This is a genomic window from Aquabacterium sp., from assembly GCF_014378415.1.
In the GTDB taxonomy this organism is placed as follows: domain Bacteria; phylum Pseudomonadota; class Gammaproteobacteria; order Burkholderiales; family Burkholderiaceae_C; genus Aquabacterium.
The window spans coordinates 1-21,679 of sequence record NZ_JACMNS010000119.1 but is presented as its reverse complement, the minus strand read 5'-3'; the positions used below and the strand labels follow the sequence as shown (position 1 = coordinate 21,679).

Here is a 21,679-nt window from a genome sequence, read left to right as displayed (position 1 = left end):
GAAAGGCCATCATGTCAGGACATCCCATCCTTCCCTCTGATCCCATCAGCCTGCCGCTTCTGCCGTTGCGCGATGTGGTCGTCTTTCCCCACATGGTGATTCCGCTTTTTGTGGGTCGCCCCAAGTCCATCAAGGCCCTAGAAGCTGCCATGGAAGCCGGTCGTCAGATCATGCTAGTTGCTCAAAAAGCGGCAGGCAAGGACGAACCCAAGGCCGAGGACATGTTTGAAATCGGCTGCGTTTCCAGCATCTTGCAGATGCTGAAATTGCCCGATGGCACCGTCAAGGTGCTGGTTGAAGGTGTGCAGCGCGCCAACACGTCGTCGATCGACGATTCAGGTGAGTTCTTCACCTCCGTGGTCGTGCCCGTGCAGCCTGAAGCCAACGTCACGCCTGAAGTCGAAGCCCTGCGCCGCGCCGTGACGCAACAGTTCGACCAATACGTCAAGCTCAACAAAAAGATCCCGCCCGAGATCCTCACCTCGATCTCCGGCATCGACGACGCTGGCCGCCTGGCCGACACCATTGCCGCTCACCTGCCTTTGAAGCTGGAAGCCAAGCAATCGGTGCTGGACTTGTTTTCGGTCTCGCAACGCCTCGAGAAGCTCCTGGAGCAGCTTGAGCACGAAGTCGACATCCTGCAGGTTGAAAAGCGCATCCGTGGCCGCGTCAAGCGCCAAATGGAAAAATCGCAGCGCGAGTACTACCTGAACGAACAGGTCAAGGCCATCCAGAAAGAGCTGGGTGAGGGCGAAGAGGGCGCTGACCTCGAAGAGCTTGCCAAGAAGATCGAAGCCGCGCGCATGCCCAAAGAGGCACGCAAGAAGGCTGATGCCGAGCTCAAGAAACTGCGTCTGATGTCGCCCATGTCGGCTGAGGCCACCGTGGTGCGCAACTTCATCGACACGATCGTGGCGCTGCCCTGGTCCAAAAAGACCAAGATCAAGCACAACCTGGCCAATGCCGAGGACGTGCTGAACCAAGATCACTACGGCCTCGATAAAGTTAAGGAACGCATCCTTGAGTATCTTGCTGTGCAACAACGCGTGGACAAGCTCAAGGCGCCCATCCTGTGCCTGGTTGGTCCTCCGGGTGTCGGCAAGACCTCGCTGGGGCAGTCGATTGCTCGCGCCACTGGTCGCAAGTTCGTTCGCATGGCCCTGGGTGGCGTGCGTGACGAGGCCGAGATCCGTGGGCACCGCCGCACTTACATTGGCTCGATGCCGGGCAAGGTCCTGCAATCGCTGTCCAAGGTCGGCACGCGCAATCCGCTGTTCCTGCTGGACGAGATCGACAAGCTGGGCATGGACTTCCGGGGCGACCCCTCGTCGGCCCTGCTGGAAGTGCTCGACCCTGAGCAAAACCACACCTTCGGCGACCATTACATCGAGGTCGATTTCGACTTGTCTGACGTGATGTTTGTGGCCACGTCCAACTCGCTGAACATCCCGCCTGCTTTGCTTGACCGCATGGAAGTGATCCGCCTGGCGGGTTATACCGAGGACGAGAAGGTGTCGATCGCGCAGACGTACTTGCTGCCCAAGCAGCGCAAGAACAACGGCGTGAAAGATGAAGAGTTGGAAGTGGCCGAGTCCGCCATCCGTGGCGTGATCCGGTACTACACCCGCGAAGCTGGTGTGCGTTCGCTTGAGCGCGAGGTCTCCAAGATCTGCCGCAAGGTGGTCAAGGGCCTGACGCTGAAGCAATACACCGGCAAGGTCGTGGTCTCGGAAGAGAACCTGAACGACTTCCTGGGCGTGCGCCGCTACGACTACGGTCAGGCGACGAAGGACAACCAGGTCGGTCAGGTGGTTGGCTTGGCATGGACGGAAGTGGGCGGCGATCTGCTCACCATCGAAGCGGCCAGCATGCCGGGCAAGGGTGTCATCACCCGCACCGGTTCGCTGGGCGATGTGATGAAGGAGTCGGTTGAGGCTGCCCGCACGGTGGTGCGCAGCCGGGCTGCCCGCCTGGGCATCAAGGATGAGATGTTCGAGAAACGCGACATCCACATCCACGTGCCCGACGGCGCCACGCCCAAGGACGGCCCCAGCGCCGGTGCAGCCATGGCGACAGCCCTGGTGTCGGTGCTCACGGGCATCCCGGTCAGGGCCTCTGTGGCCATGACGGGCGAGATCACGCTGCGAGGTGAGATCACGGCCATCGGCGGCTTGAAAGAGAAGCTGTTGGCCGCGCACCGCGGTGGCATCAAGACGGTGCTCATCCCTGAAGAGAATGTGAAGGACCTTCAGGAGATCCCAGAGAACGTCAAGAGCGCCATCGAGATCGTGCCTGTCAAGTGGATCGACAAGGTGCTGGAAATCGCTTTGGAGCGCATGCCCATGCCTTTGCCTGAAGAAGAGGCCAAGGTTGAAGTCAAGCCGGATGCTGCACCCGCAACGGCGGCCGTTCCCCCGATTTCAACAGAGGCCGTGAAGCACTGAACTGTGGTGCCAAAAATCAGCGAAGCTTGATGAAGCCCTTAAAAAAGGTGTATAGTTCAGGTCTTCGCTGATTGCTTACAATGCAGTTGGTCGATGCGGGAATAGCTCAGTTGGTAGAGCGCAACCTTGCCAAGGTTGAGGTCGCGAGTTCGAGTCTCGTTTCCCGCTCCAGAATGCAGAGGGAAGCCACGTTTTAACGAAGGCTTCCCTTTTTTGCATCAGCCATGGTGATTGGCGATTGTTTGTCCTGAGGCGCGATAGCAAAGCGGTTATGCCCCGGATTGCAAATCCGGTTAGCCCGGTTCGACTCCGGGTCGCGCCTCCATGAAATCCATCAATCATCCCGGTAGATTTCCGGTAGAGCGCACGCGTAAAGCATGCCGCCGCACATCGTTCTCTCCCTTTTGCGATTCAAGTGATCAGGTTGTCGAGGGCGCGATGGGAAGCTTCGTCAAGTTCAACAGGCCTGTGGTGGCCAATGGCAAGGTGTTTGTGGGGGGAGTGATCGCTTGACGGTGTACAGCCGCAGGATCAAACTGTTTGGCGCCTGGGTGTCTTCGTATCGATCCAGCCTTGGTGGTGCCCCGGACCGGACTTGAACCGGTACGCTGCTTGCGCGAGCGGCAGATTTTAAGTCTGCAGTGTCTACCAATTTCACCACCGGGGCACGGGGTGAGTGTAATCCTCGCGGTCGTGAGTGCAGGCTGCCTTTGTGTGACTTTGATGCGACCTGTTTGTTAAGAGGGCCAAAAAAAGTGTATATTAGCGGTCTTGGTTGATGACTGCAGTGCAGTTGACAGCGATGCGGGAATAGCTCAGTTGGTAGAGCGCAACCTTGCCAAGGTTGAGGTCGCGAGTTCGAGTCTCGTTTCCCGCTCCAGTATTCGATTCGCCTTCAGGCGGATCCTCAAAAAGGAAGCCTCGTGACACCACAGGCTTCCTTTTTTTGTAAAAAATCCTGCAAATTCATGGCGCGATAGCAAAGCGGTTATGCCCCGGATTGCAAATCCGGTTAGCCCGGTTCGACTCCGGGTCGCGCCTCCAAACAGTGGTTGAACGAGCCCATCAGCGCTGAAAGCGCGGTGGGCTGTCCCATTTCAGGACCTCACGGTGGCATGGGGGTGAGGGGGTGCTCCACCCCGATGGTCACTTCAAATTCCCCCAACTGTTGGCGGCTGCAAGGATCCGCACAAATCTGGCTGTGAGAACGCGGTTTTGGTTTGATACGCTGGTCCAGTTCACGCATGGTCGGCCTCCTGCACATGGCTGGCCGCGCGCAGGCTGTCGTAGCGTGCCGTGTCGTTGCAGCGTGGTCTCCAAGGCAACTCCTTCTCCACGCGCCCCTTGCCATTCTTGACTTTGTCGACCGCCGCCTTCATGTTGTCGTCGATGCCTCGGCGTGCCACCCCGCCCAGCGCCGCGAAGCTGCGCGCGTGGGCATCAAACAGCATCTCGTGCCCTTGGCTGGGATAGACCACCAGCTTGAGTTTGGTTTCATGCGCCGACAGCTTCGTGGCATTGGCCGACTCGCGGCGGTACTAGGGCTCGATCGGCTGAGCCTCGCTCAGCCACTTGGCCACCGTGTTCCTCGACAGGCCTGTGGCCCTCGATATTTCACGCTTCGTCTTCTTGTCACGGCGGTGCATGCGCCGTACCTTGCCAATCATGTCCATGGTGATCACGTTCTTCATTCCCTTGCTGAAAAAAACAGCAGGGTAGGTAAAATACTAGGCTCAGTTTTCGGTCGGCGTTAACACGCCCTGGGGGGCATTCCAGCCTCACTGAGGGAGCTTGATCTTCTGCATGGACAGCTGCGCAAAAGGCACTGTCTCTAACACGCTGACATTGACTTTCCCCGCTTCAAGCCTGGCCTTGAGTGCGGTCAGTGTTTTGGCCGGAAGATCGCCAGCGACCATGTTCGTGACGAAGTTCGGGATGTTGCCAGCGGGATCGGCGACACCTTCAAGTTGAACCTCTGTTTCCGTGGCGGAAATGGGAATGACCGTGAACCCCGAATACATGTTCGTCATGCGCACGCGGTCCTTCTGTAGCGAAACGCGGTTTTGTTCGGTGCTTTTGGCCACGACAGCCACCGCAAGGGTCTTGGGATCTTGCTCCACGGTTACTCGGGCAACGGTATCCCGATCGCTCGTCGGCCATACGCCTTTGATCCAGATATAGCAGTAGGACTGGTCGGCGTTGTCTGTAGGCAGTGTCCTGTCTTCGAGCATGTTGAAGACCCATTCGTGGAAGGACTCACGCACGAGTACAGCCGCAAAGGCCTGCTTCATGGTGGCCTTGATCCTGATCACGCCTTTGAAGGATTTAAGCCCTTCGTTCGGATCGTTCTTGGCGTAAAGCTGCACACCGTCGATTTCTTTCGTGGGCTGCCAATCCGCTGCGCGGCCAAATGTCGAGACCGAGGCGACTGCGAGCGCAATCAGTGTGGTGGTGAAAATGCGCATTAAATTTCCTTTCCGCGTGGGGCGAACATCGCTTGGCTGAGTGAGCAGGAGTGGCCCAGTTGAGTGACTTACGTTTGAGCTTCAAGGCTCAAATGCGCAAGTTTTGGTCAGCAAGATGACCCTCGCATTGGTGCTCTCCCTGTAAGTGACTGCGACAGGTGTTAACTGCCGGCGTGTCCGAAGTCTATGGGCAATATGCGCGGTGCCTTCATGCAATTGCCCTGCCGGTGAGGGCCGTCGTCGGCCAGCGCCGGGGCGTAAAAGATGCGAGGCGCGCCGGCCCGAATCGGCAGCGGTGGCCGAAAACCAGGCCGAGATGAGTCTCTTGTCCTGAGTCAGTCTCAGAAATGACGGGTCAACGGGGTTTTATTGCGCTTTAAGTCCTGACGGTCGATCTCTAGCATTCAGAGGTACGACATGAAGGAGTTTCCTAGGTGGAAGACGCAGTTGACCCTGGTTTGGCCGATCCGAATGAGCTGCTAGAGCAGTCTCAGACGGAAGGCGAGGGTGCGCCTTCTTCCTACGGGCCCACGCCCACTGATCCCGTGCTGGAGGCGCTGCTTTGGCTGTGCCGCCACCATGGCGTGGACCGCACCACCGCGTCCCTGCTCAATGGCATGCAACTGAACGGGCCCATGACGGCCGTTCAGGCGGTGCAGTTGATGCGCCAGGCGGGCTTCAGTGCCACCTTGGTGCGGCGCCCGCCCAGCAAAATCCTGACCTTGCTGATGCCGGTGGTGCTGCTGCTGAAAAACGGCGATGCCTGCATTGTGACGCGTCGTGTGGGCGAACGCTCCAAACGCGCTGGTGGTGTTCGCTTTGAAGTGATCATGCCCGGCGCGGACAACGAAATCTGCACCGCCACCGAAGAGGAGCTGCTGCCCGAGTACTCCGGTTACACGCTGGTAGCTGCCCTGCGTGCCGGCATGCGCCATGGCACGCCCGAAGTCGAGTCGGATTCTGATTCCCACTGGCTGTGGTCCACGCTCAAGAACTATGTGCCGTACTACCGCTCGGCCATGCTGGCCGCCTTGCTCAGCAATGTGCTGATGCTGGTGACGGGGTTCTTCACCTCGGTGGTGTACGACAAAGTCATCCCCAACAAAGCGCTCGTCACCCTGTGGTCGCTGGGCGCGGGCACCTTGCTGGGCATCGCCTTTGACCTGGTGGCGCGCCAGTTGCGCAGCTACCTGATCGACATGGCCGGCAAGAAAGCCGACCTGAAGCTGGGCAACATGCTGTTCAACCAGGCGCTGGCCATCCGGCTGGAGCACCGGCCTGAGTCGGCGGGATCGTTTGCCCACCGCCTGGGGCAGATCGAGGTGGTGCGGGAGTTCACGGCCTCGGCCAGCATCTCGGTGCTGACCGACATGCCGTTCATCATTCTGTTCGTGGCGATGACCTATGTGATCGCCGGCCCGCTGGTGACCGTGCTGCTGGTGGCCGTGCCGCTGGTGTTCGGCCTGTCATGGGGCATCCAGAAATACCTGCGCCGCATGATGACGGCCAATATGAGCCAGCATGCCAATTTGCAGGGTGTGCTGGTGGAGGCCGTCGAGGGCATGGAGGACGTGCGTGCCGCTGGCGCGCAAGGCTATTTTTCGACCCGCTACGAGGAAGCCAACGCCGCTGCGGCGCAAACCTCTTTGCAGTCGCGCGCCGTGGCCAGCTGGGTCAGCAATTTCACCATGGTCATTCAGCCACTGGTGACGGTGATCATGCTGATCTGGGGTGTGCTGTTGATCGAGGAGAACAAGATTTCCGGTGGCGCGTTGATCGGGGCGGTGATGTTCGCGGGTCGCGCCATCGCGCCGCTGACCTCGGTGGTGGCCTTGGCAGGGCGCTATCAGGGGGCCAAGGCCGCCTTGATGTCGCTGAACCAGCTGATGGCCCTGCCGACCGAGCGCGAGCCTGGCAAGCGCTATCTGTCGCGGCCTTCGCTGACCGGCCAGGTGGGCCTGCACGATGTGAGCTTTTCCTACCCCAAGGGCAAGAACGAGCATGCGCCCAAGGTGCTCAAGGGTGTGAGCCTGCAGATCATGCCGGGCGAGCGTGTGGCCATCCTGGGCAAGATCGGCAGCGGCAAGTCCACCATCTTGCGCCTGCTGGGTGGCCTGTACCAGCCCACCGAAGGCTTCGTGGACGTGGACGGCATCGACCTGCGCCAGATTGTTCCCACCGACTTCCGCACGCACGTGGGCTTTGTCTCGCAAGAGCCCAGGCTGTTCCACGGCACCTTGAAAGACAATGTGATGCTGGGCCGCGCCAACGCGGACATGAACCACTTCATCCACGTGGCGCGCCTGACCGGCCTGGACAAGCTGGCCGCCGGCCACCCGATGGGCTATGACCTGCCGGTGGGCGAGATGGGTGCGCTGCTCTCGGGCGGCCAGCGTCAGCTCGTGGCCCTGGCGCGTTGCCTGGTGACCCGCTCGCAGATTTTGCTGATGGACGAACCCACCAGCTCGATGGACGCACAAGCCGAGTCCAGCTTCATCAACCACCTGCGCACGGCCGTGGATGGCCAGACCCTCGTGGTGGTGACCCACCGCCCAGCCTTGCTGGACGTGGTCGACCGCGTGATCGTGGTCGATTCCGGCAAGATCCTGGCCGATGGCCCGAAGGCCCACGTGCTCGCCCTGTTGGCCGGTCGACCTGTGCCCGCCGCTTCACCCCAGTCTGTCACGGCGGAGGCTCCCCAAGCGCGGCGTGAGCTGTCCGCTGCTGGCGGGATGTAGGGGAGGGCAGATGTCGTCACACGCCGACAAACAGGTCCAGGGCAACTACTTTCCCGGTGACGAACGATTCCTGTCGGGCGTCAAGGAAGCGCAGCTCAATGAGGCCACACCGCGTGCTTCATGGTCTTTGTACCTGATGCTGACGGCGGTCATCACGGCCATCGTCTGGGCCACCGTGGCCCGGGTCGACCAGGTCACCAAGGCCGAGGGCCGCGTGGTGGCCGATGGCCGCGAGCAGGTGATCGCCAGCCTGGAAGGCGGCATCCTGCGCAAGATGCTGGTGCGCGAAGGCATGATGGTCGAGAAGGGGCAGGACCTGCTCCAGATGGACCCCACGCGCTTCGAGGCGCAACAGAACGAAGGCGAAGCCAAGCTGCTGTCGGTCAAGGCCACTTTGGCCCGCCTGGTGGCCGAGTCCACAGGTCGGCGCCTGCTGTTTCCGCCCGAGGTGCTGGCCCAGCCCAATATCGTGCAGGGCGAGACCGAATCGTATGCCGCGCGCCGCCAGGCGCTGGAGGAGGGCGTGACCGTGAACCGCCGCAGCCTAGCCCTGCTGAACAGGGAGCTGGCCATGGCCCAGCGCATGTCGGCCAAGGGCCTGATGTCCGAGGTCGAGGTCATGCGCCTGCAGCGGCAGGGCAATGACCTGACCCTGCAGATCCAGGAGCGCATCAACCGCTTCCGGCAAGAAGCCAGCACCGAGCTGGTCAAGTCCCGCACCGAACTGGCGCAGCTGGAAGAGCAGATGGTGGTCAAGCAGGACGTGCTGACCCGCACCACGCTGAAATCGCCGGTGCATGGCCTGGTCAAGAACATCCGCATCGGCACGGTGGGCGGCGTGGTGCCGGCCGGTGGTCCGATCATGGAGATCCTGCCGATCGGGCCGCGCGTGCTGATCGAGGCCCGCATCAAGCCGTCCGACATCGGCTTCGTGCGCGTGGGCCTGCCAGTCACTGTCAAGCTGTCGGCCTATGACTACTACGTCTATGGCGGGCTAAAGGGCACGATCGACTACATCAGTCCGGACGCCCTGGGCGAAGAGGCCAAGGCGGTCTCCCAGGACACCACCTACTACCGGGCCTTGATCCGGTCGGACCAATCCACCTTGCATCAGGGTAAAAAGCCCCTGATGGTGATGCCCGGCATGACGGCATCGATCGAGGTGCGCACCGGCGAGCGCTCGGTGCTGGAGTACATGCTCATGCCGATGATCAAGTCACAGGAAGCCTTCCGGGAACGTTAGCCATGAAGAAGACAGTTGTTGCCTTTCAAACCTTGAAGGTGTCCCTGCTGGCATCCGCGCTCACCGGTCTGATGTGGAGCGATGCCGCGCTGGCCCGTTGCACGGACGATGTGGGCGTCGACCACTCCAAGGCAAGCGCCAGGGCGGCCCCTGCGCCCAAGTTCGAGGTGGAAGCGCCCCTGGACCCCATGACCCAGTTGCAGCTGATTGCCAAGGAGGCGGCCAAGCGCAGTGCCGAAGTGGGCGCGGCGCGCCTGCTGGCCGAGGCCGCCGCTTTCGACCTGGACGAAACCAAGGGCGCACGCTATCCGCAGGTCAGCGTCAGCGGCTCGGCCGGCCCGACCCACACCACGGTGGATGGCGTGACGGCCGCGAAGGGCACGCAGCACAGCCTGTCGCTGAACGTGTCGTCGAATCTGTATGACTTTGGTCGCCAGAACAAGTTGACCGAATGGCGCAGCCAGCTGGCCGGCTCGGCCAAGTACGGCGCGGCCGTGACGCAGGAGCAGGTGGTGCTGGAGGCCGTCAGCACGGCACTGGAGCGCAACCGCTTCCGCCTGCAGGCACAGGTCTATCAACAGTATGTGCGCAAGATGAGCTGCTTGGTCGAGGCGCTGGAAGGCATCGTGTCGGAGGACAAGGGCCGCGCCAGCGAACTGGTCCAGGCGCGCAAGACGCAGTCTCAGACCGAGTTGTCGCGCGATGCGGCCCTGGCCCAAAGCCGCCAGATCGAGTTCCGACTGCGCAAGCTCATCGGCGACAAGCTGTCGCTGGGCGATGGCATCACCGTGCCCCTGGCCGCCATACCCGAGATCGGGGAGATCAACCGCCAGATCGAGTTCGGCAATGATGCGCAGCAGCTGCGCACCCAGGCCGATGCCTTGGACAGTTATGCCAAAGCTGTCGTGGCCGGGCAGAAGCCCCAGGTCAACTGGGCCCTGAGCAAGACCGAGGGCGTGCAGGGCCTGTCCAACAAGGTGTCGTCGTGGCAGGCCGGGGTCAGCGTGTCCTACAGCCTGTTCAATGGCTTCTCGGACAAGGCGGCCTCGTCTGCCGCGTCCAAGCGCGCGGAATCGGCGCGCCAGCAACTGGCCGAGCTGCTGGCCTCGAAGTTTGCCCGCACCGCCGAGATCTACGACATCGCGACCACCTCGATGGAGCGGGCCAAGCGCTATGTGGACGTGCTGCGAGACAGCGAACGTGTGCGCAATTTCACGTTTCAGCAATGGTCGCAGCTGGGCAAGCGCTCGCTGTTCGACGTGATGTCCGCCGAGGCCGACCACTTCGGTCTGCGCATCGCCTATGTCAACGCACTGCACGATGGCTTTGCCGCCAGCGCCCAGATGCGGTCCATGGGCACTGGCCTGTCGGCCTGGCTGTTGCCAGAACAACAACTACAACGGCCATGAGTATCAAGCTGGGGTGCCAACACCCGATAAAGAGCAGGACGTCGCATAATCAAAGCGTCAAAGGTCTGCAAACCATGGCATTGGCAATATGAAAAGACATTCGCTGGGCAGCTTGCTGTTGGTCGGATTGGCTTCCCTGGTGTTGGCTGCCTGCAGTGGCGGTGACACACCCTATGGCGGCCCAGCCGCCGCCCAAGACCCAGGCTTCATCCCGGTGGCGGGTATTGCGCCGCCCAGGTTTGCGTATGTGGTGCACGCCAATGCCGACAGGGTGTCAGGCTACAAAGTCGATGCCACGACAGGCGCTTTGACGCCCATGGACACGATCTGGACCTGGGCCACCGGGTCCACGCCTTCTTCGATCGCGGTCGATCCCCTGGTGAAGTTTGCCTATGTGACCAATTCGGGTAATACCGGCGTGGGCTTGGCAAACAACAGCATTTCTATTTTCACCATCGACAACACCACAGGGGCCTTGACAGCTGCGTTCACGCCGATACCTGCTGGTGTCCAGCCGATCTCGGTGGCCATCGAGCCCGGCGGACGCTATGTGTACGTGGCCAATGCAGGCAGCAACACAGTGTCCGCGTATGTGCGCAACACGACCACGGGCGCCCTGGTTGCAGTGACCGGCTCGCCGTTCGCCCTTTCGCCCGGCGATATCAAGCCGCAGTCGGTCACGGTCGATCCGTCGGGCAAATTCGTCTATGTGGCCAATGCCACGTCCAGCACGGTCACCATGTTTTCCATCGACAGCGCGTCCAGTCCGAGCCTGACGCCTGGCGCCTTGACCTTGTTGGGGTCGGTGCTGTCGGATGCCCATCCGAACAGCATTGCTGTGGCGCCGTCCGGCTCATATGCTTACGTGTCGAACGAAACCGGAGACAGCGTCCGGGTCTTTTCGATCAGCTCCACTGGGATGCTGGCCTTCGTCCAGTCGTCTAGTGCCTCTGGGTCCACTCCGACAGGGGTAGCGGTCGAGCCCAATGGTCGCTATGCCTATGTGTCTCAGCGGTCCACCAACAACTTGGGCGCCTACTCGATAGGGTCGGGCGGTGCGGGCCTCGGGCGCCTCACACTCATCTCCAACGCGTCCATCCCGGCGCCCCTGGCGGCCGGTCCCACCTATGTGGCCGCCGACCCTGCCGGCAAGTTTGTCTATGCCAGCCTGCTGAACGGTGGCGGGGTGGCGGGCTATACCATCGGTGGCACGGGGGCTTTGACTGCGATGTCAGGGTCGCCGTTCCCCGCAGATCCGCTTCTTTCCGGTACCAGTACATCGGATTTCATCCTGATCACCAAATGACGATCCAGTCTGGATTTGATCGGTTTTCACCGCTTTGTTGTCTGGAGTCGTGAACTTCTGCCTCATCTAAGCTGGATGTCGCGGCGATAGCGCCGTGTCAAAGGGCCACATGATGGGAAATCAGACTCATGCCGCAGTGCCATCGCACCGCGCGCCACCGACCGTAGCAGCCGTGCCGGTCCTCACCAGCGACCCCTCGGCCTTGATCCGTGGGATCGAGCTGCAGAACAAGGGCCAGATCGCCGAGGCGGAAACCCTGTTCCGCGGTTACCTGCTCAGCCACCCCTTCGACGGCGCGGCTTTGTACTCGCTGGCGGTGATCCTGCTGCAACGCGGCGACCATGCGCAGGCGATCGAGTTGCTGGCACCCGGCGTGGTGGGCTGCCCTGGCTTTGCCCCTTTGTGGATGGCCTATGCCAATGCCCTGCAGTCGACCGGCCGCGTGGCCGAGGCCCTGGGCAGCTACGACAAGGCCCTGGCGCTCAACCCTGAATACACCGAAGTGCTGCTCAACAGCGGTGTGTTGCTGCGTGACCAGCAGCGCCACCTGGAGGCGCTGGAACGCTTTCAGCGCCTGCTGACCATCAAGCCGGACTACGAAGCGGCCTTGGGCAACTGCGGCATCATCCTGACCGAATTCAAGCGCAGCGACGAGGCCATCGCCATGTTCCAGCGCCTGCTCAAGGTCAACCCAGACTATGACTACGGCCTGGGCCTGCTGGCCTACGAGCGCCTGCACGCCTGCGACTGGACCGATTTCGACACCAACGCGGCCAAGATCATCGAGGGCATCAAGGCCCACAAGCGCAGTTGCAAATCCCTGCCTTTCATGGCGATCTCGGACGACAGCCGCGACCACCAGATCAGTGCGCAGATCTTCGCCACGCGCTTTCCTGAATCCAAAAAGCCCTTGTGGACCGGCGAGCGTTATCGCCATAAAAAAATCCGCCTGGCCTATGTGTCGCCCGACCTGCGCGAGCACCCCGTGGGCCACCTGATGTGCGGCATCTTCGAGCACCACGACAAGTCGCGCTTCGAAACCGTGGCGATCTCGCTGGGCATCGACGACAAGAGCCGCCTGCGTTCGCGCATGCTGGCCTGCTTCGACAAGTTCGTGGACGCCCGCTTCATGACCTCGCGCCAGATCGCCGAGCTGATGCGCGAGATGGAGATTGACGTGGCCGTCGACCTGGCTGGCTACACCTCCGATTCGCGCACCGATGTGTTCGCCAACCGGCCCGTGCCGGCGCAGGTGAACTACCTGGGCTACCCGGGCACGCTGGGCACCAATTACATCGACTACATCATTGCCGACCAGCATGTGATCCCGGCCGCGCACCAGGCTTTCTACAACGAGAAGGTGGTCTACTTGCCCGATGCCTACCTGCCCACCGACGCGGGCCTGAAGATATCGGAGCGCACGCCCACGCGCCAGGAATGCGGCCTGCCCGAAACCGGCGTAGTGTTCTGCTCCTTCAGCCACGACTACAAGATCAACCCGCCGCTGTTCGACATGTGGATGCGCTTGTTGAGCAAGGTGCCCGGCAGCGTGCTGTGGCTGATGTCGCGGAGCCAGGCCTCGCAGGCCAAACTGCGCAAGGAAGCCCAGGCGCGTGGCGTGGACCCTGAGCGCCTGGTGTTCGCTGGCCGTGTGCCCCTGGTGGAAGACCACCTGGCGCGCTATCGCCAGGCCGACATCTTCCTGGATACCCACCCTTATAACGCCCACACGACCGCGGCCGACGCCCTGATGGCCGGCCTGCCGGTGGTGACCTTCATGGGGGGCGCCTTCCCAGCCCGCGTGGCGGCCAGCCTGCTGCATGCCATCGGCATGCCGGAGCTGGTGGCCGATTCGACCCAGGGCTACGAAGACCTGGCTTTCAAGCTGGCCACCGACCCGGCGCTGCTGGCCGCCACGCGCGCCAAGATCAGAGCCAACCAGGCCACCCACGCGCTCTTCGATACCGAGCGCTTCTGCCGCAACCTGGAAGCCATCTATGTGTCCATGTGGCGCCAGAGCGAGCTGGGCGGCGCGCAGGATGAACTCGGCGGCATGGCCGCCAACTGATTCAATACAAGGGGATAGACATGCTCAACGTCCTGGTTCTGGCACACAGCACGGCGCTTGGCGGCGCCGAAGCCGCACTGAAGAATTCGATCCGCTTGATCCAGCAACTGGGTCACGGCGTCACCGTCCTGTTGCCCGACCGCAATGGCGAGTTCGTGACATGGTGCAGCGACAACAGGATCGAATGCCTGGTCATGCCCATGCAGACCTCTTGCCCTAATGTCACGCCGGCCAGCTTCTATCAGATCTCGCAGCAGGACTTCAAGCACCTGGCCACCCAGCTGCAAAAGTACAAAATCGACCTGGTGTTCACCAACACGGCGGTTGTGCTGCATGGATCGGTCCTGGCGTCGGTGATGAAAAAGCCGCACGTGATGTTCGTGCACGAGTTGATGGTCGACTCTTCCGAGATGCAGCCCAGCGGCATGCCCTCGAACTCGTACCTGCGCCTGGTGGCGCGCTCGTCGGACTACCTGCTGTGCTGCTCCGAGGCGGTTCAGGACCAGTTCAAGGAGTTGGTTGTCGACACGCCTTGCGGCGTGCTGTACCCCTATTCCGCGGGCGAATCCCGTCCAGTGCTTGCAGCGGCCCAGCCGGTGAGCCAGGGCGATGCGGACCCTTTCCAGCTGCTGTTCGTGGGCGTACAAAGCAACCGCAAGAACCCGGTGATGGCGCTGGCCGTGACGCAGGCCCTGCGTCTGCGCGGCCACCATGTGGTACTGCACTGCATCGGCACCCAAGGGCCGCAGACGCCGCGCCTGCAGGCTGCTATCCAGTACCGAGGTCTGGGTAACCATGTGAAGTTGCATGGGCACACGCCCCGTCCTTTCGACGTGGTCGAAGGCAAGACGATCAACCTGGTGTGCGCCACGTCCGAGCCTTTCGGGCTGACCATCACCGAGGCGCTGGAACGCGGCATCCCGGTCGTGGCAAGCCGCAGCGGCGGCCCGCAGTGCATGCTGCCCGACAGCTGCCTGTTCGATGTGGATGACATCGACCGCTGCGTGCGCACCATCGAGGGCGTGATGGCCGATTACCAGGCCGCCAAGTCGCTGGCGCTGGACAACTACAGCAAGCTGCTGCCCCGCGTCAGCGCGGCCCACCAGGCCAAGGTGATGGCCACGGCCCTGGACACGGCAGTGGAACGCTACCGCGATAAGCCGGCCGAGTTCTTCCACGGCCGCGGCTTCTTCCGTGCCATCAACCTGGACGACCTGAGCCTGGAGACGATCGCCGAGAACATCGCCTTTGTGTCCGACATGCCCCTGGCCGAGGTCAAGCGGCTGATCGCCGTGGACCACACGCGCATGGGCGCGGCCGTCATGGCCGACTGCATCAAATACGACGTGGTGCCCTTCGCGCCGTCCAGCCAGATGGACAACCTGTACCGCAAGGGCACGGGTTTTGCCATCGAGCTGGCCGCGACGTGCTACAGCACCGGCCGCCAGCTGATGGCCGCCTTCATCCTGTCGAAGATGAAGGACGAGGCGGCTTCCTCGGGCAGGCCGCTGCGGACGTTGGCTTTCGGTGACGGCATGGGCGCGGACACCCTGCGCTTGGCGGGCATGGGTTTCGATGTCGACTACATGGACTTCGACTCGTCGGTGACCGCGGCGATTGCCCGCAAGAATTTCGAGAGCTATTACGCCAAGGCCGGCCCGAATGTGGGCAAGGTCAAGGTCATCAACGAGGTCAGCCCCGGCCAGACCTACGATGTGATCGTGTGCCTGGAGGTGATCGAGCACGTCAGCGACCCGATGGGCTTCCTGGGCCACCTGTCCAGCCTGCTGGCCGAAGATGGCTTGTTGTTCATCTCGGAGTGCTTCGATGGTGTGCAGGACTTCTGGCCCACGCACCTGGCCTCGATCGAGGACATGAGCGGCCTGCTGCCCATGATGGGCAACGAGGTGGGGCTGCAACTGGAGGACTGCAATGGAGATCCGGCGGGCAAGCCCTATGTGTTCCGCAAATTGAGTCCCGAGCAGAAGACTTCGCCGGCCCTGGTGCAGATGCTGCGCAAGAACAAGAACCTGTTCCGCAACATGGTCAGGGCGCAGTTGAAGATCGGGCTGTAAGCAGGGCGGGCCCGAGAGGGTCCGGCAGGACACCGATAAGCGTCGACCCGGTCGGCGCTTTTTCATGGGCGCTTGTTTCATGGGCCAGGCAAAAAAAATGCCCCGGGGCAGAAGCCGCGGGGCGCTGGCGATCGCTGGGCGATCAGCCGATCAGACCGCCTTGATCGTGTTGTCGATGATCTGCTTGATCACCGCCATCTTCTTCTTGTCCTCGGGCATGGCGCTGAGCTTGGAGAATTCGGCCTGGCCGGAGACCAGTCCGTTGGCGTAGTCGGTTTTCTTGTGCAGGATGCGGTTCGGGTAGTGGGCCGCATGGGCCTCATCCTTCACGAACACGGCGACAAAGTCATTCCATTGGTCGCCAATTTGCGTGCTCGTGTAGGACTCAAGCAGCTCAGGCTTCATGCCGTTGCGCTTGGCCCAGGTGACCAGCGCGCGGCCGCTGTCGGGGTAGAAGCGCCAGCAGTCGACGGGCCAGCGGTGGAATTCGCCATTGGAGGGCACATTCAGGTAGAACACGCCGCCCGGCTTGAGGGTGCGCATGATCTCCAGGTAGAGCACCCAGAACATCTCGGAGTGCTCGAAGCAGGAGCTGGAGAGCATCACGTCGACTGATTCGTTCTCGAAGGGCAGGGAGTAGGGGTCCTCCAGAATCAGGTCGACACCCTTGCCGGCCACGAAGTCCACGCCGACGTACTCGAACTGCGGCGGGCAGTAGGTGCGCAGGCTGCCATTGACGTCCTGGGAGCCGATCTCGACCACTTTGGCGTGGGGCGCCTTCTGGGCGATGGCCTCGCCGTAGCTTTCGAAGAATTGCTGGCAGTTTTGCAGTGCGGTGGGATGCATGGGCTTATCCGGTTTCTTTGATGAGGTTGGTGTTCGGTTCGATGGGCTTCAGGCTTCAGGGCAGCTTGCCGCCCCAGTTCTGGACCTGGGCTTCGCTGCCCACCGTGATGCGCTCGCCCAGCTTCTCGTGCGTGGGTGTCAGCGACTTCTTGATGGTGATGATGGAGTTGCGGAACTCGACGGATTCGATCCAGCCGTCCAGGATGAAGGCGGGGGTCGAGCGCAGGTCGAAGTAGCTGCGCAGGTAGTTGCTGATGCTCAGGTCGTTCTTCCAGAACTGGAAATTGACCACATCGACCAGGCGCTTGAAGAATGCATAGGCGTTGAATTCGTTCAGGATGCCGCCGCCAAAGGCGTCCATGTACAGGCAGCAGGTGTCTTCGACCACGAACACGCCGCCCGGCTTGAGCAGGGGGAAGTAGTTGACGAAGGAACGCATGATGTCGTGCGAGGTGTGCGAGCCGTCGTCGATCACGATGTCAAAGGCGGTGCTCAAAGCGGTGATCTTCTGGAAGGCCGGTGCGCCGTTGGCGTCGCCCACCACGATCTTGATGCGCGGGTCGTCATAGCGCAGGGCTTCGCACTTGGGGTCGATGTCGCAGCCCACGAAGAGCTCGGCCGACTGGAAGTACTGGGCCCAGGTTTCCTGGGAGCCGCCGTTCTGCACGCCGATTTCCAGCAGCTGGATGGGCTGGTCGCGAAGGGGGGCGAACAGCGTGTCGTAGTAAGGCAGATAGGACGCCCACTTGTCGCTGATCTTGCCGGTCTTGGTGCGGTGCAGGGTGTCGATCGATTTGGGTTCCATGGTGGGCTCCGTTGTTCTTGAAGGTGGACGGTTTTCACAACTCATCGAGTGTGCTGATGATGGCCCGCGCCAGCAGGGGATAGCCTGAGTTGCGGGTAATGTCTTTTTGCAGGGCCTTGACTAACAGGGCGCGCTGCTGGAAGTTTTCTGGACGGGAAAAATGATCGATCCGGTCGCGAAGCTCGTCCAGGTTCCGGTAGGAAACCTCGGCGTGCAGCGGGGTCAATTCAGGCAGGCCCTGGCGGGTGTCGGTCAGGCACAGGCCGCCGGCCATGGTGACATCGTGGAAGCGGTTGACCACGGCGTGGTCAAACTGCAGGGACGAGATGTTGACGTTGACCAGGCTCTTGTTGAAGATGCGCTGCACGTCAGCGGGTTCGTAGACGGCGGGGTGGTAGCTGACGCCGGCGCGCACGATCTCGAGCTTGCGGTCCACGTTGTGCAGATAGGCCGGGTCGCCGCCGAAGATGTCCACGGGCTGAACAGTGCAGTTTTCGAACACCCAGCCGCGCATGGGCATGGACTGGTTGGTAATCTGGCTGCGCAGCCATTGAGCGCTGGCCACGCGCAGCACGGCCTGGTCTGCCGGGTTGCCCAGGCCACCCAGCGCCTGTTCTGCATAGGCCTTGACCAGGGGCTCCAGCGGCGCTGCCATGTCGGCCTGGCGCAGGCGCATGGCCTCGTCGATCAGGTTCTGGACATTGGGGGGGGCGCAGGCGGGGCTGTACATGCTGGGGACCACGTGGCCGACGAAGGTGCTGCCGTAGCCGAAATCATCCGTGCTGGGCTCGGCCGGCTCGATCTCGGTGGCATGGGGCACGAGCTTGGCCTTGATGCCCAGGGCGATCAGGTCGGCCACGTTGTCGGGCTCGATGCACAGGTGGGTGGAGCGCTCGGCCACGCGCTGCCAGGCCTGCAGCTTGGAGATGGCGGGCAGCAGGTGGGCGCCGCCCAGGATGGCGTCCTGGTGCAGGAAGATCACCTTGCCTGGAAAGCGCTCGAAAAAGTACTCGTCCTTGCCAGGGATCCGGGCCTGGATGGCGTTGCCCACGCTGTTGGAGACGTAGGCCGCCGCGCCTTGCCTGGCGACGAATTCATGGAAGGTGCCGGTGTTGAAGCCGTCCGGCTTGACGACCATCACCTCCATGCCGTGGCGGACCAGCTCGGCGCCCAGGGCGTTGGCGATGCGCCGGTAGATCGGCGTTTTCGACTCTTCGATGAAAACGGTGCGCTGGCTCATGGCAAGAGCGGGCGGACGGCATCGCCATCGGGGCCCAACAGGTCCAGCCAGAAGGCGGGGTTGTATTTCCACCAGGCGTGGCCGCCCATGGGGGGGCGTTGCTGGTTGACCGCGTGGTAGTACTCGGGCTTGAGTTCCAGCGAGAAGGTCGCGGCGGTGAACTCGTTGGGCATGACGAAGTCCAGGGAGACCGGGCCCATGAATCCGAAGAACAGGTCCTCGCTGGAGCCAGTGCGGTCGAAGAAGTCGACAGCCTCGGGGAATTCGTCCAGCAGGGCGATGCATTTGCGGATGCGGCGCAGGCTCAGGCCGCCGTTGCCGACGTGGGTGCGGATCTTTTTGCCCAGGGTGCCCTGGAACTTGCCCAGGTTGACCAGGATCTCCAGCCCGTCCGGCCAGGGGGCGCCGACGTAGTCATAAGGGCGGGCGCACCAGGCGCCGAGCTCATCCCTGAGCAGGATGGCGTCGGTCTGCAGGATCAGCATGAACTCGTGTTCGTCAAAGCGCTGGTAGAACGCCTTGGACATGAGCAGGCGGCTGTAGCCCTGCACTGACTGGAAGCTGCTTGGGTCGAAAGTCAGGAGAGGAATGCCGGGGAAGTCAGCGGCGTAGGCGCTGAAATCCAGCCCTTCTGGCCCGATGAAAACCACCGTGCGCCCAGGCTGCAGCTGCGCCAGCGAGTGCGTGAGCGAGAAATGCTCCAGCGCGCTGAGCTGTGCCTGGTAGATCGGCACGACGACGGCCACGGTGCGCATACGGGTCCCTCCTGGACATGGGCCAGGAAAAGAATGCTTCCCGTGCCTTTCCGTATGGTGCATTTATCCGAGGCTGGTTTGGCCCCGGATAAAGCCCGTTTGGCTGGCGCAGTTTCGCGCTTTGGCGGTTTTCGGGCCTTCCCGGCCCGGTTTCGGTCCTTAGGTCCTTAGGTCCTTAAATCAGCAGGTTGTTCTGCTTGTCGTCGACCAGCTGGGTGTGGTCGACACTCACCAGCGGGTACTCGTGGTGGACATCGGCCGCCGTCAGCGTCGTCTGGCTGGCGGCTGGGTCGGCGTGGCCCGCGAGCAGGTCATGCCCTCGGTCGGACAGCAGATCGTGGGCACTCACCCCGAGCGGGTGCTCGGCCGCTGTGCCCGCCGCAGCGGTGTGCTGCGCGGTCTTGTCCTTGCCATCCTCGGCCGGCTGGTCGCCCGCCGTGGCCGCTGCGGCCTGCTGCACCGTGGTGTGGTGCGCGGCGTCGTCGGCCGTGGCGGTGGTCGTGGCAGCGGTGGTCGTGCTGGAGGTGTCCTTGGCGAACCAGACGTCGGCCATGGCATGGTTGGCGCCATCGGATGTCTTGTAGCTGGAGACCAGGCCCAACAGGTTGCCGTTGTCCATTTCCGTACCGGACTTGGCCGTGAGGTCAAGCTCGATGATGCCCAGGCTGGCCAGGGTCTTGAGCTCGCCAGCGTTGGTCAGGCCGTCGCTGTTGGCGTCCACCCAGACACGCAGGTCCTTGAAGTGGGCGTCAGCGGCGCTGAGCTTGCCATCGTGGTTGCTGTCCAGGTCCAGCATCGCGTTGTAGCCGGTGCCCGCACGTTGTCCGTTGGACAGGATGGTGGCGGAGCCGAACAACTCGGTGCCGTTGTTGATGATGCCGTCGTGGTTACGGTCCATCACCAGCAGGCCGTCCGTGGCGGACACCCAGCCCGCGGCGGTGTGCTGGCCGGTGGCGTTCAGGTCGAAGTGGGTGCCGTGGGCAGCCGACAGGGTGTGGACGCCGTCGCCATTCAGGTCCAGCACCATTGGCGAGACGGAGGACAGGGCGTTGGTCTGTTCCGTGGTCAGCGCGGCGAACTGCGTGGACGTGATGGCCAGGGCCTGCGTCATCGTCAAGGCCGCCATGTCGGTGGTCGTGATGGATGATATCTGGTCGGTGCTCAGCGCCTGGATCTGCGTGGTGGTGAACTCATGGAACTGCGCCGTGGTCATCACCACCAGGTCGGTCGTGGTGAAGGCGTGGATCTGGTCGGTGGTCAGGCCGTGGATCTGTGTCGTGGTCAGGGCCACCATGTGCGCCGTGGTGAAGGCCGCGATGTCGTCCGTGGTCAGGGCACCGATCTGCACGGTGTTCAGGGCCTGCAGGTCGGCGGTCTCGATCACGCTGATCTCGGTCGTGGTCAGGGCCGCGATGTGCGTGGTGCTCAGAGAAGCGAACTGCGCGGTGGTCATGGCCACGAACTGGTCGGTCGCCAGGGCCGCGATGTGCGCCGTGGTGAAGGCCGCGATCTGGCTGGTCGACAAGGCGATCATGACGCTGGTCGTGAAGGCCGCGATCTGATCCGTGCTCATGGCGTGGATACCGTCTGTGGTCAGGGCTCTGACTTCGGCGGTGGTCATGGCATCGATCTGGGTCGTGGTCAGTGCCACGACCTGGGCCGTGGTGAAGGCCGCGATCTGCGATGTGCCCAGGGCCTTCAGGTCCGCCGTTTCCATGGCGGCGATCTGGCTCGTGGTCATGACCTGGATCTGGCTGGTGGACAAGGCCGACAACTGGCTGGAGTTCATCGCCACGACCTGGTCGGTGGTCAGGGCGGCGATACCGGCCGTGGTCAGGGCGCGGATGCTGGCGGTGTTCAGGCCGGCCAGGTCGGCGGTTTCGATGGCCGCGACCTGGGCCGTGGTCAGGACCGCGATCTGGCTGGTGGACAGGGCCGTCAGCTGCGCCGAGTCCATCGCGACGATCTGGACGGTGCTCATGATGGCGACGTTGGTCGTTGTCAGGGCGCGAACTTCGGCCGTCGTCAGGGCGGCGACCTGTTCAGTGATCAGTGCCGTGACCTGGGCGGTGCTCAGGGCGGCGATCTGGGCCGTGCTCAGGTTCTTCACGTCGGCCGTCTCGATGGCGACGATCTGGGTGGTCGTCAAGGCACCGATCTGGCTGGTGGTCAGGGCCGAGAGCTGGTTGGAGTTCAGCGCGACGATCTGCTCGGTGATCAGGGCGGCCACTTGCGAGGTGCCCAGGGCGCGGATGTCGGCGGTGTTCAGGCCGATCAGGTCAGCG

13 protein-coding genes, 5 tRNA genes and 2 pseudogenes are annotated in these 21,679 nt (G+C 62.5%); 12 read left to right on the top strand and 8 right to left on the bottom strand.

What is annotated here, in order from left to right; all coding sequences use genetic code 11:
• Nucleotides 1-11 precede the first annotated feature (11 nt).
• The 4 genes from lon to H7225_RS11170 all read left to right on the top strand — a co-directional run bounded on the left by lon (nucleotide 12) and on the right by H7225_RS11170 (nucleotide 2,957).
• Nucleotides 12-2,444, top strand: a complete 2,433-nt coding sequence (lon, locus tag H7225_RS11185; RefSeq protein ID WP_290661824.1) for an endopeptidase La — start codon at nucleotides 12-14, stop codon at nucleotides 2,442-2,444.
• A 95-nt stretch (nucleotides 2,445-2,539) separates the two neighbouring features.
• A tRNA-Gly gene (locus tag H7225_RS11180) sits at nucleotides 2,540-2,615 on the top strand.
• 80 nt (nucleotides 2,616-2,695) lie between these two features.
• A tRNA-Cys gene (locus H7225_RS11175) sits at nucleotides 2,696-2,769 on the top strand.
• Nucleotides 2,769-2,957 carry a hypothetical protein gene (locus tag H7225_RS11170; RefSeq protein WP_290661822.1) on the top strand — a complete coding sequence of 63 codons (189 nt, stop codon included), beginning with the start codon at nucleotides 2,769-2,771 and terminating at the stop codon, nucleotides 2,955-2,957. The genes H7225_RS11175 and H7225_RS11170 overlap by 1 nt, the downstream gene beginning before the upstream one ends.
• Before the next feature lie 64 nt (nucleotides 2,958-3,021).
• Here the strand turns inward: H7225_RS11170 and H7225_RS11165 are convergent.
• Nucleotides 3,022-3,111, bottom strand: a tRNA-Leu gene (locus tag H7225_RS11165).
• Between the two features lie 137 nt (nucleotides 3,112-3,248).
• Here H7225_RS11165 and H7225_RS11160 point away from each other — a divergent pair.
• Together H7225_RS11160 and H7225_RS11155 are read left to right on the top strand one after the other, a co-directional pair.
• Nucleotides 3,249-3,324: transfer RNA gene (locus H7225_RS11160), tRNA-Gly, on the top strand.
• Between the two features lie 90 nt (nucleotides 3,325-3,414).
• A tRNA-Cys gene (locus tag H7225_RS11155) sits at nucleotides 3,415-3,488 on the top strand.
• A 290-nt stretch (nucleotides 3,489-3,778) separates the two neighbouring features.
• On the opposite strand, the pseudogene H7225_RS11150 reads toward H7225_RS11155, so the two are convergent.
• Nucleotides 3,779-4,117 (bottom strand): annotated as a pseudogene (locus H7225_RS11150) (hypothetical protein); the annotation flags it as partial.
• Nucleotides 4,118-4,222: 105 nt separating this feature from the next.
• Entirely contained in the window at nucleotides 4,223-4,909 is a 687-nt protein-coding gene (locus H7225_RS11145; RefSeq protein WP_290661820.1) for an START domain-containing protein, read from the bottom strand.
• Nucleotides 4,910-5,343: 434 nt separating this feature from the next.
• Between H7225_RS11145 and H7225_RS11140 the strand changes: the two genes are divergently transcribed.
• From H7225_RS11140 to H7225_RS11115, 6 genes are all read left to right on the top strand, one after another.
• Nucleotides 5,344-7,647, top strand: coding sequence for a type I secretion system permease/ATPase (locus tag H7225_RS11140; RefSeq protein WP_290661818.1), 2,304 nt, complete (start codon nucleotides 5,344-5,346; stop codon nucleotides 7,645-7,647).
• A 10-nt stretch (nucleotides 7,648-7,657) separates the two neighbouring features.
• Nucleotides 7,658-8,890: an HlyD family type I secretion periplasmic adaptor subunit gene (locus tag H7225_RS11135; protein ID WP_290661816.1), complete on the top strand. Its 1,233-nt coding sequence runs from the start codon at nucleotides 7,658-7,660 to the stop codon at nucleotides 8,888-8,890.
• A 2-nt stretch (nucleotides 8,891-8,892) separates the two neighbouring features.
• Complete coding sequence (locus H7225_RS11130; RefSeq protein WP_290661814.1) at nucleotides 8,893-10,299, top strand: TolC family protein; 1,407 nt, start codon at nucleotides 8,893-8,895, stop codon at nucleotides 10,297-10,299.
• Nucleotides 10,300-10,387: 88 nt separating this feature from the next.
• Nucleotides 10,388-11,605, top strand: a complete 1,218-nt coding sequence (locus H7225_RS11125) for a beta-propeller fold lactonase family protein (protein ID WP_290661812.1) — start codon at nucleotides 10,388-10,390, stop codon at nucleotides 11,603-11,605.
• Between the two features lie 172 nt (nucleotides 11,606-11,777).
• Nucleotides 11,778-13,673: a tetratricopeptide repeat protein gene (locus H7225_RS11120; RefSeq protein WP_290661810.1), complete on the top strand. Its 1,896-nt coding sequence runs from the start codon at nucleotides 11,778-11,780 to the stop codon at nucleotides 13,671-13,673.
• Between the two features lie 20 nt (nucleotides 13,674-13,693).
• Complete coding sequence (locus H7225_RS11115; protein WP_290661808.1) at nucleotides 13,694-15,748, top strand: glycosyltransferase; 2,055 nt, start codon at nucleotides 13,694-13,696, stop codon at nucleotides 15,746-15,748.
• A 150-nt stretch (nucleotides 15,749-15,898) separates the two neighbouring features.
• Here the strand turns inward: H7225_RS11115 and H7225_RS11110 are convergent, their stop codons facing one another.
• From H7225_RS11110 to H7225_RS11090, 5 genes and pseudogenes are all read right to left on the bottom strand, one after another.
• Entirely contained in the window at nucleotides 15,899-16,594 is a 696-nt protein-coding gene (locus H7225_RS11110; protein ID WP_290661806.1) for a class I SAM-dependent methyltransferase, read from the bottom strand.
• Between the two features lie 55 nt (nucleotides 16,595-16,649).
• Complete coding sequence (locus H7225_RS11105; protein WP_290661804.1) at nucleotides 16,650-17,399, bottom strand: class I SAM-dependent methyltransferase; 750 nt, start codon at nucleotides 17,397-17,399, stop codon at nucleotides 16,650-16,652.
• 34 nt (nucleotides 17,400-17,433) lie between these two features.
• The gene (locus H7225_RS11100; protein WP_290661803.1) at nucleotides 17,434-18,639 is read right to left on the bottom strand and encodes a hypothetical protein; all 1,206 of its coding nucleotides are present in this window, start codon (nucleotides 18,637-18,639) and stop codon (nucleotides 17,434-17,436) included.
• Entirely contained in the window at nucleotides 18,636-19,394 is a 759-nt protein-coding gene (locus tag H7225_RS11095) for a DUF5672 family protein (RefSeq protein ID WP_290661801.1), read from the bottom strand. Before H7225_RS11095 ends, H7225_RS11100 begins: the two co-directional genes overlap by 4 nt.
• Nucleotides 19,395-19,569: 175 nt before the next feature.
• Nucleotides 19,570-21,679, bottom strand: a pseudogene (locus H7225_RS11090) (heme utilization protein); the annotation flags it as partial.

What these genes read in the sequence shown, in the direction of transcription:
- lon (WP_290661824.1), top strand. Translation starts at nt 12, where the DNA reads ATGTCAGGACATCCCATCCTTCCCTCTGATCCCATCAGCCTGCCGCTT.
- H7225_RS11170 (WP_290661822.1), top strand. Translation starts at nt 2,769, where the DNA reads ATGAAATCCATCAATCATCCCGGTAGATTTCCGGTAGAGCGCACGCGT.
- H7225_RS11145 (WP_290661820.1), bottom strand. Translation starts at nt 4,909, where the DNA reads ATGCGCATTTTCACCACCACACTGATTGCGCTCGCAGTCGCCTCGGTC.
- H7225_RS11135 (WP_290661816.1), top strand. Translation starts at nt 7,658, where the DNA reads ATGTCGTCACACGCCGACAAACAGGTCCAGGGCAACTACTTTCCCGGT.
- H7225_RS11130 (WP_290661814.1), top strand. Translation starts at nt 8,893, where the DNA reads ATGAAGAAGACAGTTGTTGCCTTTCAAACCTTGAAGGTGTCCCTGCTG.
- H7225_RS11125 (WP_290661812.1), top strand. Translation starts at nt 10,388, where the DNA reads ATGAAAAGACATTCGCTGGGCAGCTTGCTGTTGGTCGGATTGGCTTCC.
- H7225_RS11115 (WP_290661808.1), top strand. Translation starts at nt 13,694, where the DNA reads ATGCTCAACGTCCTGGTTCTGGCACACAGCACGGCGCTTGGCGGCGCC.
- H7225_RS11110 (WP_290661806.1), bottom strand. Translation starts at nt 16,594, where the DNA reads ATGCATCCCACCGCACTGCAAAACTGCCAGCAATTCTTCGAAAGCTAC.
- H7225_RS11105 (WP_290661804.1), bottom strand. Translation starts at nt 17,399, where the DNA reads ATGGAACCCAAATCGATCGACACCCTGCACCGCACCAAGACCGGCAAG.
- H7225_RS11100 (WP_290661803.1), bottom strand. Translation starts at nt 18,639, where the DNA reads ATGAGCCAGCGCACCGTTTTCATCGAAGAGTCGAAAACGCCGATCTAC.
- H7225_RS11095 (WP_290661801.1), bottom strand. Translation starts at nt 19,394, where the DNA reads ATGCGCACCGTGGCCGTCGTCGTGCCGATCTACCAGGCACAGCTCAGC.